The organism is Campylobacter sp. RKI_CA19_01116, assembly GCF_025771405.1.
Lineage (GTDB): Bacteria > Campylobacterota > Campylobacteria > Campylobacterales > Campylobacteraceae > Campylobacter_D.
Genome location: NZ_JAKMQF010000002.1, coordinates 132,232 through 147,235, shown reverse-complemented (window position 1 = coordinate 147,235; position 15,004 = coordinate 132,232). Strand labels below are relative to the sequence as shown.

The 15,004-nt window shown below is 30.5% G+C and carries 14 protein-coding genes; 8 read left to right on the top strand and 6 right to left on the bottom strand.

The window, feature by feature from the left end:
• Window positions 1-80: 80 nt before the first annotated feature.
• Genes selA through L8U41_RS02170 form a run of 4 tightly spaced genes read left to right on the top strand, consistent with a single transcriptional unit; the run spans window position 81 to window position 4,489 of the window.
• Entirely contained in the window at window positions 81-1,412 is a 1,332-nt protein-coding gene (gene selA / locus L8U41_RS02185; protein WP_263727687.1) for an L-seryl-tRNA(Sec) selenium transferase, read from the top strand.
• Window positions 1,405-3,210, top strand: a complete 1,806-nt coding sequence (gene selB / locus L8U41_RS02180) for a selenocysteine-specific translation elongation factor (RefSeq protein WP_263727686.1) — start codon at window positions 1,405-1,407, stop codon at window positions 3,208-3,210. Before selA ends, selB begins: the two co-directional genes overlap by 8 nt.
• A gap of 51 nt (window positions 3,211-3,261) precedes the next feature.
• The gene (locus L8U41_RS02175) at window positions 3,262-3,975 is read left to right on the top strand and encodes a thioredoxin fold domain-containing protein (RefSeq protein WP_263727685.1); all 714 of its coding nucleotides are present in this window, start codon (window positions 3,262-3,264) and stop codon (window positions 3,973-3,975) included.
• On the top strand, window positions 3,962-4,489 hold the full coding sequence (locus tag L8U41_RS02170) for a hypothetical protein (RefSeq protein WP_263727684.1): 528 nt from the start codon (window positions 3,962-3,964) through the stop codon (window positions 4,487-4,489). The genes L8U41_RS02175 and L8U41_RS02170 overlap by 14 nt, the downstream gene beginning before the upstream one ends.
• A 22-nt stretch (window positions 4,490-4,511) precedes the next feature.
• On the opposite strand, the gene gdhA is transcribed toward L8U41_RS02170, so the two are convergent.
• The 4 genes from gdhA to gltX form a co-directional block, all read right to left on the bottom strand.
• On the bottom strand, window positions 4,512-5,879 hold the full coding sequence (gdhA, locus tag L8U41_RS02165; protein ID WP_263727683.1) for an NADP-specific glutamate dehydrogenase: 1,368 nt from the start codon (window positions 5,877-5,879) through the stop codon (window positions 4,512-4,514).
• Between the two features lie 12 nt (window positions 5,880-5,891).
• Window positions 5,892-6,557 (bottom strand): MqnA/MqnD/SBP family protein, encoded by a 666-nt coding sequence (locus L8U41_RS02160; protein ID WP_263679072.1) that lies wholly within the window; start codon window positions 6,555-6,557, stop codon window positions 5,892-5,894.
• Window positions 6,558-6,805: 248 nt separating this feature from the next.
• Window positions 6,806-8,041 carry a malic enzyme-like NAD(P)-binding protein gene (locus tag L8U41_RS02155; protein WP_263727682.1) on the bottom strand — a complete coding sequence of 412 codons (1,236 nt, stop codon included), beginning with the start codon at window positions 8,039-8,041 and terminating at the stop codon, window positions 6,806-6,808.
• Window positions 8,041-9,432: a glutamate--tRNA ligase gene (gene gltX / locus L8U41_RS02150; RefSeq protein WP_263727681.1), complete on the bottom strand. Its 1,392-nt coding sequence runs from the start codon at window positions 9,430-9,432 to the stop codon at window positions 8,041-8,043. The genes L8U41_RS02155 and gltX overlap by 1 nt, the downstream gene beginning before the upstream one ends.
• A 64-nt stretch (window positions 9,433-9,496) precedes the next feature.
• On the opposite strand from gltX, the gene L8U41_RS02145 reads away from it, so the two are divergent.
• Window positions 9,497-10,324, top strand: coding sequence for a peptidylprolyl isomerase (locus tag L8U41_RS02145; protein WP_263682399.1), 828 nt, complete (start codon window positions 9,497-9,499; stop codon window positions 10,322-10,324).
• Window positions 10,325-10,341: 17 nt separating this feature from the next.
• On the opposite strand, the gene L8U41_RS02140 is transcribed toward L8U41_RS02145, so the two are convergent.
• Window positions 10,342-11,673 carry an acetyl-CoA carboxylase biotin carboxylase subunit gene (locus L8U41_RS02140; protein WP_087685488.1) on the bottom strand — a complete coding sequence of 444 codons (1,332 nt, stop codon included), beginning with the start codon at window positions 11,671-11,673 and terminating at the stop codon, window positions 10,342-10,344.
• A 1-nt stretch (window position 11,674) separates the two neighbouring features.
• Window positions 11,675-12,124, bottom strand: a complete 450-nt coding sequence (accB, locus tag L8U41_RS02135; RefSeq protein ID WP_173787016.1) for an acetyl-CoA carboxylase biotin carboxyl carrier protein — start codon at window positions 12,122-12,124, stop codon at window positions 11,675-11,677.
• A gap of 131 nt (window positions 12,125-12,255) precedes the next feature.
• On the opposite strand from accB, the gene dcd reads away from it, so the two are divergent.
• Genes dcd through pseC form a run of 3 tightly spaced genes read left to right on the top strand, consistent with a single transcriptional unit; the run spans window position 12,256 to window position 15,001 of the window.
• Window positions 12,256-12,816, top strand: a complete 561-nt coding sequence (gene dcd / locus L8U41_RS02130) for a dCTP deaminase (protein ID WP_012661997.1) — start codon at window positions 12,256-12,258, stop codon at window positions 12,814-12,816.
• A gap of 50 nt (window positions 12,817-12,866) precedes the next feature.
• Window positions 12,867-13,874: a UDP-N-acetylglucosamine 4,6-dehydratase (inverting) gene (gene pseB, locus L8U41_RS02125; RefSeq protein WP_263727680.1), complete on the top strand. Its 1,008-nt coding sequence runs from the start codon at window positions 12,867-12,869 to the stop codon at window positions 13,872-13,874.
• A complete protein-coding gene (gene pseC, locus L8U41_RS02120) occupies window positions 13,871-15,001 on the top strand; it encodes a UDP-4-amino-4,6-dideoxy-N-acetyl-beta-L-altrosamine transaminase (protein WP_263727679.1) in 1,131 nt (376 codons plus the stop codon). Before pseB ends, pseC begins: the two co-directional genes overlap by 4 nt.
• Window positions 15,002-15,004 lie beyond the last annotated feature (3 nt).

The following is a 15,004-nucleotide window of genomic DNA, read 5'->3' as shown; positions in this document are numbered from 1 at the left end:
CTTTTAAATTTTTTAATCTTATTATATAAATTTCATTATAAAAAAGTTATAATTTTACTAATTTATTCTTAAGGTTTAAGATGAACAAATTTAGAAATTTTCCTCCCATAAACGCACTTATAAACGATGAAAACTTGGCTAATTACCCTTTATATTTAAGATCTCATTTTGCAAAAATAGTTGTTTCAAATTGTAAAAAAGAACTAAGTAAAGATGAAAATTTAAATTTTAGCTTGCAAGATTTGCTAAGTAAAATTGCTCAAAGTATTGATAAGTTTTTAAATATGCAAAGTCAAAGTTTGATCAATGCTACTGGAGTTATCATACATACTAATCTTGGTCGTAGCATTATTGATGAGAGTATTTTTGAAAGAACTAAAGAAATCATCTGCTCTTATTCAAATTTAGAGTTTAACATGCAAAGTGGCAAAAGAGGTTCAAGGTATGACGCACTTAGTGCGAATTTAAAAATATTATTTGATTGTGAAGATTGCTTGGTTGTTAATAATAATGCTTCAGCTGTATTTTTGATCTTAAACACCTTAGCAAAAAATGAAGAAGTTATTACTTCAAGAAGTGAGCTGGTTGAGATTGGAGGAAATTTTAGAATTCCTGAAGTTATGCTAGCAGCTGGTGTTAAGCTAAAAGAAATAGGCACGACTAATAAAACTCATCTGTACGATTATGAAAAAGCTATCAATGAAAATACTAAGATGATTTTAAAAACTCATCGTTCTAATTTTGCTTTTAAAGGATTTTTCGAAGAGGTAAGCTTAAGTGAAATTCACGCTTTAACAAAAAAGAAAAAACTCATATCTTATTATGATTTAGGTGCTGGCTGGTGTGAAAAGATTAATAAGCAACTTAGTAAAAACGAGCCAAGCGTGAAAGAGCTTTTAAAACATTGTGATATTTTAAGTTTTAGCGGTGATAAGCTTTTTGGCTCTACTCAAGCAGGCATCATACTTGGAAAGAAAAAATACATTCAACAATTAAAGAAAAATCAACTTCTAAGAATGTTAAGGGTTGATAAAATCACTCTAGCTTTTTTAAATGAAACTACCAAAGCTTACTTGGAAAAAGAATATGAAAAAATTCCTACACTAAAACTTTTAAATGATGATTTAAAAACCATAGAAAAAAAGGCTCTTTTTGTCAAAGAAAAAATTCCTACAAAATGTGAGTTAAAAACTTCTAAAAGTTTAGTAGGCGGTGGCTCTATGCCTGATAAAAGCTTAGATACTTTTGTGCTAAGTTTTGATGAAAAAGCTTTGCTTTTACAAGAAAAATTTAGAAAAAAAGGTGTGATTGGCCGTGTTGAAAATGGGCATTTTGTGCTAGATTTTAGAAGTATTTTAGAAAAAGATTTAAATAAAATAATAAGCATTATCAAAGAGGTATTTCATGCATAGTATCATCATAGGCACTGCTGGGCATATTGACCATGGTAAAACCTCACTTATTAAAGCTTTAAATGGTTTTGAAGGTGATAATTTAAAAGAAGAGCAAGAAAAAGGCATTACGATTAATCTTAGCTTTTCAAATTTAAAAAGTGAAAATTTAAATATTGCTTTTATCGATGTGCCTGGACATGAAAGTTTGATTAAAACTATGATAAGTGGTGCTTTTGGCTTTAGAGTATGTATGTTTGTCATAGATATAAACGAGGGTTTAAAGGCTCAAAGTATAGAGCATTTAAGGGTTTTGGAATTTTTAGGCGTAAAAGATGTAGTGCTTATTTTGAGTAAGGTTGATTTATGCAAGGATTTGTCGCAAAAGCAAGCAGAGCTTTTAAAAGAATTAAAAGCCTTTAAAATCAATATCTTAAAAGTTTTTCCAACAAGCATTTATGATGAGCAAAGTATATTAAATTTAAAAAACTATCTGCTTAGTTTAAAGCCTAAAGAAAATGAAGAAAATTTGATTTTTAGATACTACATTGATAGGGTTTTTTCTTTAAAAGGTATAGGAACGGTAGTAACAGGAAGCTTAAATGAAGGAAAAATCAGCAAAAATGAAAAAATCTTTTGCCTTGAAAATCAAAAAGATATCATTGTAAAAAATATACAAATTCATGAAGAAAATGTTTTAGAAGCAAAAGCTTATAATAGAGTTGCTTTGAGTTTAAATTGTGATTATCATGAATTAAAAAAAGGCTATGTATTAAGCAAAAAAGGTGTCTTTAAAAGCTTTAAAAGTATCGATGGGGTTGTTTTTAATACAGAGATTAAACACGGAAGCATTTTAGAATTTTGCAGTGGCTCAAAAAAGCTTAATGCAAAAATTAGTGTAATCAAAGAATTTGAAGATAAAACTTATATTAGTTTAGAGTTTGATAAAAGCTTACCTTTGTGTTTTGATGATAAATTTATCTTGCTTGAAAATGGGCGTATTAAAAGTGGTGGCGTGGTATTAAATGCAGTGAGTGAGCCTTTAAAAAAAGATATAAAAGCCAAGTATTTAGCACTTTTAGAACAAAAAGATTTTAAAAAAGTATTTGAGTTTTTAAAACAAACTCACAAACTTGGCTTTGGCTTACTTTCAAGCTATCAACGCTTTAAACTCACTCATGAACAAGCTTTAAACTTAGCAAAAAGTTTAGATCATGTTTTTGTCGATGAGCAAGCTTTAAATGTATATGATTTAAATGCTATGCAAACTTTGAAAGAATTTATTGATTTTATTTTCTCTAAAAATCCTTATGCTTTAATCTCACCTCATTCTATCGCCTTAAGGCTTAGCTGGGCGAGTGAGAGTTTTTGTGCTTATGTACTCAAGCAAATGCAAGAAAAATTAGATTTTAAAGATGGTATATGGTTTTTAAAAGGACAAAATTTTGAAAAATTGCAAGAAAAGGCTCATTGTGAGCTTTATGAAATTTTAAAAAAAGAAGGTATAAAACCTACCGCACCTTACAATCTTTATGAATATTTAGAGCTTGATAGGAAAAATGGAGATCTTATCTTAAAAAAACTTACCAAAGAAAACAAAGTCAAAAGATTAGCGCATAATCTTTTTATAGAAAAAAATGCCCTTGAAAATCTCATGCAAGAGTTTTTAAAGCTTTTACAAAATCATCATTTAGATGTCGCTTTTGTAAAAAATCATTTTCAAATTTCAAGAAAATACACCATAGCTTATTTAGAATACCTTGATAAAAACTATCCTCAAGTGATAAAAATCGAGGAAAAAAGAATGCTAAAAGTCTAAGTGTTAAAATTTACATTTTATAATGATAAAAATTTAAATTAAAGGAAAAAAATGAAAAAATCTCTAGCTCTTTTAACTCTTGCTAGCTCTTTATTTGCTGCAAGTAATGAAGAAATTATTAATTTTTTTAAGAAAAATCCAAATTTATCAAATGCAAATATTAGTGTTTCTAGTAGAGAAAAAATTCCTGATACTAACTTTGAAGCCGTGATAGTTAATTTTGAAATTAGTGGTAAAAATTTCCAAGAAATCGTTTTCACTCAAGATAATATCATCACAACCGAAGTAATTGATGTAAAAAAAGGTGAATTTTATTCTCAAGTTTATCAAGCAAAACTCATGGAAAAACAACAAGCTGAATTTTCAAAAAAAGCTCTAGTGGAACTTAAAAAAGAAAAAATGTTTATTTCTTTAGGCGATAAAAACAAACCTTTGCTTTATGTTTTTAGCGATCCTGAATGTCCATACTGTAGAATGCATTTAGATAAAATAGAAGAAACACTAAAAACTCATCAAGTTAAATTTATCTTAACCCCTATCCATGATACAAGCGCATTTGAAAAATCTGCATTAATCTATAAAGAAAGCAAAAATGCTAAAGATGATGCACAAAAAATTGCTATCATGAAAAAATACTATGATAAAGATATAAAAGATTATAAAAAACCTAGTGAAGCTGAAGTTAAAGCAGTAAGAGAAACTTTTGCAAAATACTCTAAACTTGGTCTTCGCGCCGTACCAACCATAATCGATGCTCAAAAATAATCTTTTCTTGCTTGTGCTTGCACTATTTTTAAGTGCTTGCACAGGCCCTATGCAAACTTTTATCCAAACAAATAATGAGGGTATTTTCCTGCATGCTAACAAAAATCAAAGTTTTTCTTTATACATCAATAATCCTTCAAAATTAAACACAAATTTAGAAGCCAAACTCACTCAAAAATTACAAAATTTGGGATTAGTTTTAGATAATACTCAAAGTGATTATAAAATTTATATCAATATAGTAGATTTTAAGAAATTTTCTTATGCACAAAGACTAATTGCTTCTAATGCAAGATTTTTTTATAATGACTTTGATAAAATAGATAATGTTTTTGAAATGGAAGTAGAAAATTACTATCTTTTGCAAGTTAATTTACAAATTAGTTCCAAAAACTCCACTCAAAGCACCTCACTTTTAGCAAGAACTGCTTATCTTAGCAGTATAGATAGAGCCAAAGAATCTTTAGAAGAAAAAATTGCTAATCAAATAACAAGCTTTTTTTATATGCATTAAAGATGGCATTTAAGCCATCTTTTTAAATATAACCATGATCAATCATCGCATCAGCTACTTTTTTAAAGCCTGCTATGTTTGAACCTACTACTAAATTTCCTTCATGATTATAAGCTTTTGCACACTCGTATGAATTTTCAAAAATATTTTTCATAATCTTATGCAATTTTGCGTCAACTTCATCAAAACTCCATTGACACATACTTGCATTTTGTTGCATTTCAAGTTGAGAAGTCGCTACACCACCTGCATTTGCAGCCTTAGCTGGAGCAAATAAAAAGTCTTTTTGATTTAACATAAAATCAATCGCTTCAAGTGTGCTTGGCATATTAGCTCCCTCTGCTACCATACGACAACCATTATGATATAAGGTTTTAATATCTTCTAAATTTAACTCATTTTGCGTAGCACTTGGAAAAGCTATATCACAAGGTATACTCCATACTCCATTACAACCTTGTTTATATGCACTTTTTGGAGTAAAAATAGCACCTTTTTTAAGCGCTGCATAATCACTCACCCTAGCTCTTTTTACTTCTTTAATTTCTTTTAATAAATCTAAATCTATTCCATCTTTATCATAAACAAATCCATCGCTATCACTTATTGTGATTGCTTTTGCACCAAGTTGGTGTAATTTTTCTATGGTATAAATTGCCACATTTCCACTACCTGAGACTGCACATTCTTTTCCTTCTAATGCATTGCTATATTTTGCTAGCATTTCTTGAGTAAAATACACGCAGCCATATCCTGTTGCTTCTGTTCTTGCTAAACTTCCACCCCATGGAATTTTCTTTCCCGTTAAGGTTCCATCAAAATTAGAGCTAATTTTCTTATAAGCTCCAAACATATATCCAATTTCCCTAGCACCAACCCCTATATCACCAGCTGGAACATCAGTGCTTGCACCTATGATTTTTGAAAGTTCAGCCATAAAAGCTTGACAAAAACGCATAATTTCTGCTTCACTTTTACCCTTAGGGTCAAAATTTGCTCCACCTTTAGCACCGCCTATCATCAACCCTGTTAAAGAATTTTTAAAAATTTGCTCAAAACCTAAAAATTTTAAAATATCCAAATTTACACTAGGATGAAATCTAAGTCCACCTTTATAAGGACCTAAACTAGAATTAAACTGCACTCTATAGCCAAAATGTGTTTGAGCTTTACCTGCATCATTGATATATACAACTCTAAATATAGTTGTTTTTTCAGGCATTACAATACGCTCTAATATTGCATGATCTTGATAAGTTTTGTTAGATTCAAGTAAAGGTTCTAAAGAATTTAATACCTCAGTTGCTGCTTGAAAAAAGATAGGTTGTCTTGGGGAAATTGTTTGAATTTTTTCTAAAGTTTCGTTGATATATTGTTTAGCCGTACTCATAAATTGTCCTTTTTATAGTATCTTGCTGTTTGTTTTAGCTAAAAATTTTTTTAGCGCCATTTGCTCCTTTGTTCCTATTTTGTAATAAATTAGCTTTAAGTATGCGCTAATTTCCTTTTGAGAAAGATTTCTTGATTTAGAATAATCTAGCAAAATATATTGTGGAATGAAAATTTTACTTTTTGTGAAATTTTTCATCATTCTTTTATAAATAGAAAAATTTTTAACACAAGAAAAGCGCGCAAAAACAAAAGGTAGTTTTGTCTTTTCATACCATAATTCACACAAATCAATATAATCTTTTGGATTTTGCAAATAAAGTTTTAAAGCCTTATCACCGATGATAACCTCCCCTTTTTGCTTTAAAACTTTTGCAAGAGCATTAGAAGTTGCAGAACTTGCATCTTCTTTGCTTTGAGAATGTTTTTTTACTAAAACGCTTTTTACCTTTTTGCTTGCGCAAATTCCCACATTTAAGGTTTTGTATTTTTTTCTACGACTTTCAATGCTTGAAATAATCGCTGCATCAATACGTCTAAAATACAAATGGCGATTTAGCTTACTAGGAACCCCTTTTTTGTATTCTGTAGTTTGCTTAACATAGCTAGGAAAAGCTGCTTTTTTAAGATAGATATGCAAAGGGAGTAAATTAAGATAATCTATCTTTCCAAAAACCATCTTAGCCTTTCTATGATTAAGTATTAGTATCCTATAAAAAAATATCTTAAATATAAATTAATTTAATTAAAAATATAATCAATACTAAAATTTATATCAAAATTTAACATTTATTGTAAAAAATTATTTTGTAATCTTAGATTATTAAGTAAAAAATTAAAATAATAGAAAAGTCAAATTGAAAGATTGAAAATAAAAATTAAGTTTTATTCAAAAAAATATTTTAAATAAAACTTAATCTATAAAAACTATTGTAAGCTTGCTAGATATTTTTGATAGTCAAATTCTTTTACCAAAGCCACTCCATCTTCAACTGCAGCTTTTGCCACAGCAGCACTAACTACAGCTTTTACCCTGCTATCAAATGGTTTTGGTATAACATAGTCTCTACCAAAGCTAAGCTCTTCTACTCCATAAGCTTGTTTTACCTCATCAGTTACTTCAAGCTTAGCTAAATCAGCCAAAGCTTTAGCAGCAGCTACTTTCATATTTTCAGTGATTTTAGTCGCTTTTACATCTAAGGCTCCTCTAAAAATAAAAGGAAAACCTAAAACATTGTTAATTTGATTTGGATAATCACTTCTACCTGTTCCAACTATAGCATCATTTCTAACCCTTTTAACATCTTCAGGCATTACTTCAGGCACAGGATTAGCTAGTGCAAAAATCACAGGATCCTTAGCCATACTTAAAATCATCTCATCATCTAAAATCTTAGGTGCACTTAAACCCAAAAACACATCAGCACCTTTTAAAGCCTCTCTTAAAGTACTATCTTTGGTATCGCTCACAAATTCTAGTTTGTATTTATTTAAATCATCTCTTTGAGTATTAATCACACCCTTACTATCTACTAAAACGATATTTTTAACCCCTAAATTTCTATACATTCTAGCGCTTGCAATACCCGCTGCACCCGCACCACTTACTACTACTTTAATATCTTCAAATTTTTTACCACTAATTTCCATAGCATTCATTAATCCTGCTGTAGAAATGATCGCTGTACCGTGTTGATCATCATGCATTACTGGAATTCCAAGATCTTGCAAAGCAGCTTCTATTTCAAAGCATTTTGGTGCTGAAATATCTTCTAAATTAATTCCTCCAAAGGTAGGTGCTATAGCTTTACAAAAGGTAACAATCTCATCTACACTATGAGTATTAATTTCTAAATCATAGGCATTAACATTAGCAAATTTTTTAAATAAACAAGCCTTTCCTTCCATCACGGGCTTACTTGCGCTTGCTCCTATATTGCCAAGCCCCAAAACCGCACTACCATCACTTACTATGGCAACTAAATTAGCTTTATTAGTGTATTTATAAGCCAAAGTTTCATCTTTTGCTATCTCAACACAAGGTTCAGCAACCCCCGGAGAATAAGCTAAAGATAAATCATGCGCACTATCCATAGGCTTTCTAGCAACAATATCTACTTTACCCCCTAAGTGGTATTCTAAAGCCTCTTCTTTTAAATTCATTATTTCCCCTTCATGTAAGTTAGTAAATTTTCTATTCTAAGCTTAGCTTTTTGCACTCCTAAAAATTCTAATACTTCAAATATACTAGGACTTACCGAGCTTCCAGTGAGTGCAATGCGTATGGCTTGAGCTAGATCTTTTAACTTAAGATTATTTTCTTCTAAGAATCGATTAGTTAATTCTTCAAATTCACAAGCATTTTTTTGCTCATTTAAAACCATAGCGTATTTTTCCAAATAAGTTAAATTTGTTACATTAAGAAATTTATCTACAGCCTTTTGATCGTATTCTTTTGGGTCATTTAGTAACACTTTAGCCCCGCTAATAACATCATGCAAGGTTTTAGCTCTCTCTCTTAACATATCTAGTAAAAATCCTGCTTTTTCATACTGACTTAAATCAAAACCTAAATCTTTTAATTGTCTATTGATTTCTTCAAAAGGTAAAGTTTTAATATAATGAGCATTAAGCCATTCTAGCTTTTTAAAATTATAGCAAGAAGCACTTTTATTAATATGATTTGGATCAAAAAGCTCTTGCATACTTTCTAAAGAAAAAATTTCATCATCACCATGACTCCAACCAAGACGCACTAAAAAATTTAACAAGGCTTGAGGTAGAATTCCCATATTTTTATATTCCATCACATCAGTTGCCCCATGACGCTTAGAAAGTTTTTTACCATCTTCACCATGTATCATAGCCACATGATAAAATTTAGGAATTTTAAAACCTAGTGCCTCATAAAGAACGATTTGTTTTGGGGTATTTGATAAATGATCATCCCCTCTTATAACATCACTCACACCCATTAGCGCATCATCAATTACAACAGTTAGATTATAAATTGGGCTACCATCGCTTCTTGCAATTACAAAATCATCTAAAATATCTTCAGCCTTAAAACTAACCTCGCCTTTAATACCATCTATAAATTTAATCTCTCCACTTTGTGGTGCTTTTATACGCACCACAGGCTCAATACCACTTGGGGGAGTTCCTTTAAAATCTCTATATCTACCATCGTATTTTGGGCGCTCTTTGGCTGCTTCTTGCTTAGCTCTTAACTCATCAAGCTCTTCTTTGCTCATATAACAATAATAAGCCTTACCCTCATCTAATAATTTTTGAATGTATTTTTTATAAATTTCAAATCTTTGAGATTGATACTCAATCGTCCCATCATAATCAAGCCCACACCATTTAAATGCTTCTATAATAGCTTGTGTAGCTTCTTGTGAATTTCTTTTTAAATCCGTATCTTCAATACGCAATAAAAATTTACCCTTATTTTTTCTTGCATAAAGATAATTATATAAAGCCGTTCTAAGCCCTCCTATGTGCAAATATCCTGTTGGAGAAGGAGCAAAACGCGTTGTGATTTCTTGCATATTTTTACCTTTTTTAAATTTTTATTGTTATAATGCTATATTTACACTTAAATAAAGGTTTTATATGAGAAAATTTTTAATATCTTGTTGTTTTGCTGCAAATATTTTATATGCTCAAACCCTTGGTGGCGTAGCAATGGTAGTAGAAAATCAACCTATTACTCTTTATGACATAGAACAAACCATGAAAGAATTAAAAACTAATGATAAACAAAAGGCTATAGCATTTTTAGTAGATGATAAAGTTCAACAAAGTGAAGCTAAAAAGTTGGGAATTTATGTTAGTACTTTTGAACTTAATGAAAAATTAGCCCAAATAGCAAAAGGCAATAAAACCGACATTAATGGTTTGCAATCAAAGATAGAAAAAGATGGTTTAAGTTTTGAAGTTTTTAAAAATAAGGTTAGAAAAGATCTTGAAAGAGAAAAGCTTTATAGAAGCATAATGCAAAATGCAAAAATCAATATCGATGATGAAACACTAAAACATTTTTACGAAAGCAATCTTGATAAATTTAGCACTTTTTCAAATATAGACTTAGTTGTTTATAATTCTACTAATCCTGAACTTTTACAACAGCTTGCACAAAATCCTATGTATAAAAATTCTCAAATTAAATCAAAAGCCATTAGTTTAAACGCAGCTAGTTTAGATCCAAGATTACTTGCTTTATTAAACAATACAAAAATAGGAGAATTTACTCCGGTATTAAATGGTGAAAATGCTTATATAGTATATTTTGTTAAAGAAAAATATGGTAAAAATCCTATCGAATTTGACTTAATCAAAGATCAAGTTAGCAATGTCTATACCCTAACTCAAAAAGAACAAGCCTTAAAAAATCATCTTGATAAAATCAGAGCAAATGCTCATATAGAAGAATTAAGATAGGTTAAACCTATCTTAAATTAATGTCTTGAAAGATAATTTGTATCATAATTATTATTGATAAAATCTGCATTATCCATCATTGCTAAATGAAAATCTTTAGTTGTTTTAATCCCACCTACAATAAGCTCTTGCAAGGCTATTTTCATTTTAGAAATAGCTGTGTTCCTATCTTCTCCCCAAACAACTAATTTTCCAATCATAGAATCATAATAAGGAGGCACGCTATAATCTTGATAACAATGACTTTCCATTCTTACATTGCGTCCTGCTGGAGCTACGTATTTTGTGATTTTACCTGGGCAAGGTAAGAAAGTTTTGGAATCTTCAGCAGTGATTCTACATTCTATAGAATGACCTTTAAGTTTAATTTCTTCTTGCTTTGGTAAAGGATACCCTTCTGCTACTTTAATCATAAGCTCAATAATATCTACCCCACTTACCATCTCACTCACACAATGCTCAACCTGCAAACGCGTATTCATTTCAATAAAATAAAAATCTAAATTTTTATCCACTAAAAACTCAAAAGTTCCCGCACCCTCATAATCAATAGCTTTAGCAGCTTTTACTGCTGTTTCATGAAGTCTTGCTCTTGTTTTTTCATCTAGTAAAATTGCAGGAGATTCTTCTATAAGCTTTTGATGGCGTCTTTGCATAGAGCAATCTCTCTCACCCAAATGTATCACATTACCAAAGCTATCTCCTATGATTTGCACTTCTATATGGCGTGGGTTTTGGATATATTTTTCCATATACATAGTTCCATCGCCAAAAGCACTCATAGCTTCACTTTCTGCTGACCAATAAGCTTTTTCCAAATCTTTTTCATCTTCAACTACACGCATACCACGGCCACCGCCGCCTGCTGCTGCTTTTAAAATCACAGGATAGCCTATTTCTTTAGCAAGTTTTTTTGCTGCTTCAACCCCACCTAAAGCCCCATCGCTTCCTGGGATTACAGGCACACCTGCTCTTTGCATTACTTGTTTAGCTTTGCTTTTATCACTCATTAGTGCCATAGCAGCTACTGAAGGGCCTATGAATTTGATATTATGTTTTGCACAAATTTCAACAAAATTTTGATTTTCACTTAAAAATCCATACCCTGGAAAAATCGCATCCGCTTCACTTATTTCAGCCGCACTAATAATAGCTGGGATATTTAAATAACTTTCTGAACTTCTAGCATTTCCTATACAAATACTCGCATCAGCGTATTTTAAGTACAAAGCATCTTTATCTGCAGTAGAATACACACAAATTGCTTTTTTTCCCATTTCTTTTACAGTTCTTAAAGCTCTTAATGCAATTTCTCCACGATTTGCTATTAAAACTTTTTTAATTTCCATTTTATAATTTCTCCACCACAAATAAAGGCATGCCAAATTCTACAGGCTGACCATCTGCAACTAAAACTTCTACTATCCTACAGTCATATTCAGCTTCGATTTCATTCATGATTTTCATCGCTTCAATAATTGCTATAGTACTTCCTTTTTTAATAGTTTGTCCTGCTTTAGCAAAAGGTGCTGCACCTGGGCTTGGAGCTTGATAAAAAGTACCTACCATAGGGCTATTGATAGTTGGTTTATTAGAAGAGTTTGAGCTTGCTTTGGTCTCATTAACTACATTTACATTAATTGGCTGTGGAGCTGGAGCAACAGGAGCTGGAGCTGGTAATTCACAACATAAATCTTTTTCTAGTTCTATTTCAAATCCATCTTGTTCTTTTATTTTAATCTTGCTTATACTTGCTTCTGCAAAAAGTTGCATTAGTTCTTTGATTTCTTCTTTTGTCATATATTCTCCTTAATTTATAAGACTTAATTTATAATTATATATAAAAATACTAAAAATAACTTCAATTATTTATTTTTTACTTTTATTTTAAGATATAATTTAAAAATTCACTTTAATTATAAAGGACAAAAATGGGCTTAAAAGCAGATAATTGGATCAAAAAAATGGCATTAGAACACAATATGATAGAGCCATTTTGCGAAGCAAATATAGGTAAAGGTATAGTTAGTTATGGGCTTTCAAGCTATGGATATGATATAAGAGTTGGAAGAGAATTTAAAATTTTTACTAATGTAAATTCCACTGTTGTAGATCCTAAAAATTTTGTAGAAGAAAATGTAGTAGATTTTGTAGGAGATGTATGTATAGTACCTGCAAATTCTTTCGCGCTTGCTAGAACGGTTGAGTATTTTAAAATGCCAAATGATGTTTTAGCTATTTGCCTTGGTAAAAGTACTTATGCAAGATGTGGTATTATAGTGAATGTAACTCCTTTTGAGCCAGGTTTTGAAGGACATATCACTATAGAAATTTCAAACACAACTCCACTACCTGCTAAAATTTATGCCAATGAAGGTATAGCTCAAGTTTTGTTTTTACAAGGAGATGAGCCTTGTGATGTAACATATGCTGATAAAAAAGGCAAATACCAAGCCCAAACAGGTATAACTTTACCAAGAATTTTAAAATAATTTTATTTTCAGCCGATATAAAAACTTAGTCAAGTAATAGGAAAATATATATGTTTAATGGAAAAAGCATTTTAATCACCGGTGGTACAGGAAGTTTTGGAAAAACTTATACTAAAACTTTACTTCAAAAATACAAACCTAAAAAAATCATCATTTATTCACGCGATGAACTCAAGCAATTTGAAATGGCAAGAGAATTTAATAATAATTGCATGCGTTATTTTATAGGTGATGTAAGAGATAAAGAAAGATTAAATATAGCAATGAAGGATGTTGATTTTGTCATCCATGCAGCTGCTATGAAACATGTGCCAATTGCAGAATATAATCCAATGGAATGTATAAAAACCAATATCCACGGAGCGCAAAATGTAATCGATGCGTGTTTAGAAAATAATGTAGAAAAATGCATTGCACTTTCAACTGATAAAGCATGTAATCCTATTAATTTATATGGAGCTACAAAGCTTGCAAGCGATAAGCTTTTTGTAGCAGCAAATAACATAGCAGGAAATTCTCATACTAAATTTAGCGTTACAAGATATGGCAATGTAGTAGGCTCAAGAGGCTCTGTTATACCATTTTTTAAAAAACTCATCAATGAAGGCGCTAAAGAACTTCCTATCACAGATGAGAGAATGACAAGATTTTGGATATCTTTAGAAGATGGGGTTAATTTCGTGTTGAATAACTTTACATATATGCATGGAGGAGAAATTTTCGTGCCAAAAATTCCTTCTATGAAAATTGTAGATTTAGCTAAAACCATGGCTCCTAATTTAGCTCATAAAATCATAGGCATAAGAGCAGGTGAAAAACTACATGAAATTATGATTTCAAGTGATGATAGTCACTTAACTTATGAATTTGAAAATTATTATGCCATTAGTCCAAGTATTAAATTTACTAATATGGAAATTGATTTTAGCATAAATGCAAAAGGACAAAAAGGAAAAAAAGTTTCCAATGGCTTTTCTTATAGCTCAGATAATAATAAAGAATGGATTAGCCAAGAAGAGCTTTTAAATATAATAAATCATACAGAGCTTGAAAAATGATAACTTATTCTCATCAAAATATTGACGAACAAGACATACAAGCAGTTTGTAAAGCTTTAAAAGATGATTTTTTAACCGGAGGAAAAAAGGTTGAAGAATTTGAACAAGCCCTTTGTGAATATGTGGGTGTAAAATATGCTTGCGTACTAAATTCAGCTACTTCTGCCTTACACCTTGCGTATTTATCTTTAAATGTAAAAGAAAAAATTGTCTTAACAACTCCCATTACCTTTGCTGCAACTGCAAATGCAGCTTTAATGGCAGGTGCTAGGGTTGAGTTTATAGATGTAAAAAGCGATGGAAATATTGATGAGAAAAAACTTGCTTTAAGATTAAGCCAAGATAGCTCTAATATAGGAGCAATTTGCGTGGTTGATTTTGCGGGAAATAGTGTAGAAATGGATGAAATCTTAGCCTTAGCTAAACAATATAATATCCCACTAATTGATGATGCAAGTCATGCACTAGGTGCTACTTATAAAGATCAAAAAGTAGGCTCTATGGCAGATTTAAGCATATTTTCTTTTCATCCGGTTAAACCTATCACAACCTTTGAGGGTGGTGCGGTTGTTAGCAATGATGAGGAATTAATCTCAAAAATCAAGCTTTTAAGAAGTCATGGCATAGTCAAAAAAAGACTTTGGGATAGTGATATGATTGAACTAGGCTATAATTATCGTTTAAGTGATGTAGCTTGTGCTTTGGGTATAAATCAACTTAAAAAACTTGACAATATGCTAGAAAAAAGAGAAATCATCACAAGTTTTTATGATAAAGAATTTGAAAAAAATCCTTATTTTAGCACTATAAAAATCAAAGATTATAAAAAAAGCTCAAGACATTTATACCCTATTTTGCTTTTTCCTGAATTTTATTGCCAAAAAGAGATTATTTTTGAAAAATTATTAAATTTAGGCATAGGTGTACAAGTGCATTATAAGCCTACTTATGAGTTTAGTTATTATAAAAATTTATATGGAAATTTATTTTTAGAAAATGCGGATAATTTTTATAAAGCCGAGCTTAGCATACCTGCTCATCAAGAAATGAGTCTAAAAGAAGCACAATTTATTAAAGATAGTTTATTTAGGATTTTAGAAGAAACTAAAAAGGCTTGTTGTGAGTAAAAG

Bases quoted from the DNA above. Each gene is read 5' to 3' on its own strand.
- selA (WP_263727687.1), top strand. From the start codon at position 81: ATGAACAAATTTAGAAATTTTCCTCCCATAAACGCACTTATAAACGAT.
- selB (WP_263727686.1), top strand. From the start codon at position 1,405: ATGCATAGTATCATCATAGGCACTGCTGGGCATATTGACCATGGTAAA.
- L8U41_RS02175 (WP_263727685.1), top strand. From the start codon at position 3,262: ATGAAAAAATCTCTAGCTCTTTTAACTCTTGCTAGCTCTTTATTTGCT.
- L8U41_RS02170 (WP_263727684.1), top strand. From the start codon at position 3,962: ATGCTCAAAAATAATCTTTTCTTGCTTGTGCTTGCACTATTTTTAAGT.
- gdhA (WP_263727683.1), bottom strand. From the start codon at position 5,879: ATGAGTACGGCTAAACAATATATCAACGAAACTTTAGAAAAAATTCAA.
- L8U41_RS02160 (WP_263679072.1), bottom strand. From the start codon at position 6,557: ATGGTTTTTGGAAAGATAGATTATCTTAATTTACTCCCTTTGCATATC.
- L8U41_RS02155 (WP_263727682.1), bottom strand. From the start codon at position 8,041: ATGAATTTAAAAGAAGAGGCTTTAGAATACCACTTAGGGGGTAAAGTA.
- gltX (WP_263727681.1), bottom strand. From the start codon at position 9,432: ATGCAAGAAATCACAACGCGTTTTGCTCCTTCTCCAACAGGATATTTG.
- L8U41_RS02145 (WP_263682399.1), top strand. From the start codon at position 9,497: ATGAGAAAATTTTTAATATCTTGTTGTTTTGCTGCAAATATTTTATAT.
- L8U41_RS02140 (WP_087685488.1), bottom strand. From the start codon at position 11,673: ATGGAAATTAAAAAAGTTTTAATAGCAAATCGTGGAGAAATTGCATTA.
- accB (WP_173787016.1), bottom strand. From the start codon at position 12,124: ATGACAAAAGAAGAAATCAAAGAACTAATGCAACTTTTTGCAGAAGCA.
- dcd (WP_012661997.1), top strand. From the start codon at position 12,256: ATGGGCTTAAAAGCAGATAATTGGATCAAAAAAATGGCATTAGAACAC.
- pseB (WP_263727680.1), top strand. From the start codon at position 12,867: ATGTTTAATGGAAAAAGCATTTTAATCACCGGTGGTACAGGAAGTTTT.
- pseC (WP_263727679.1), top strand. From the start codon at position 13,871: ATGATAACTTATTCTCATCAAAATATTGACGAACAAGACATACAAGCA.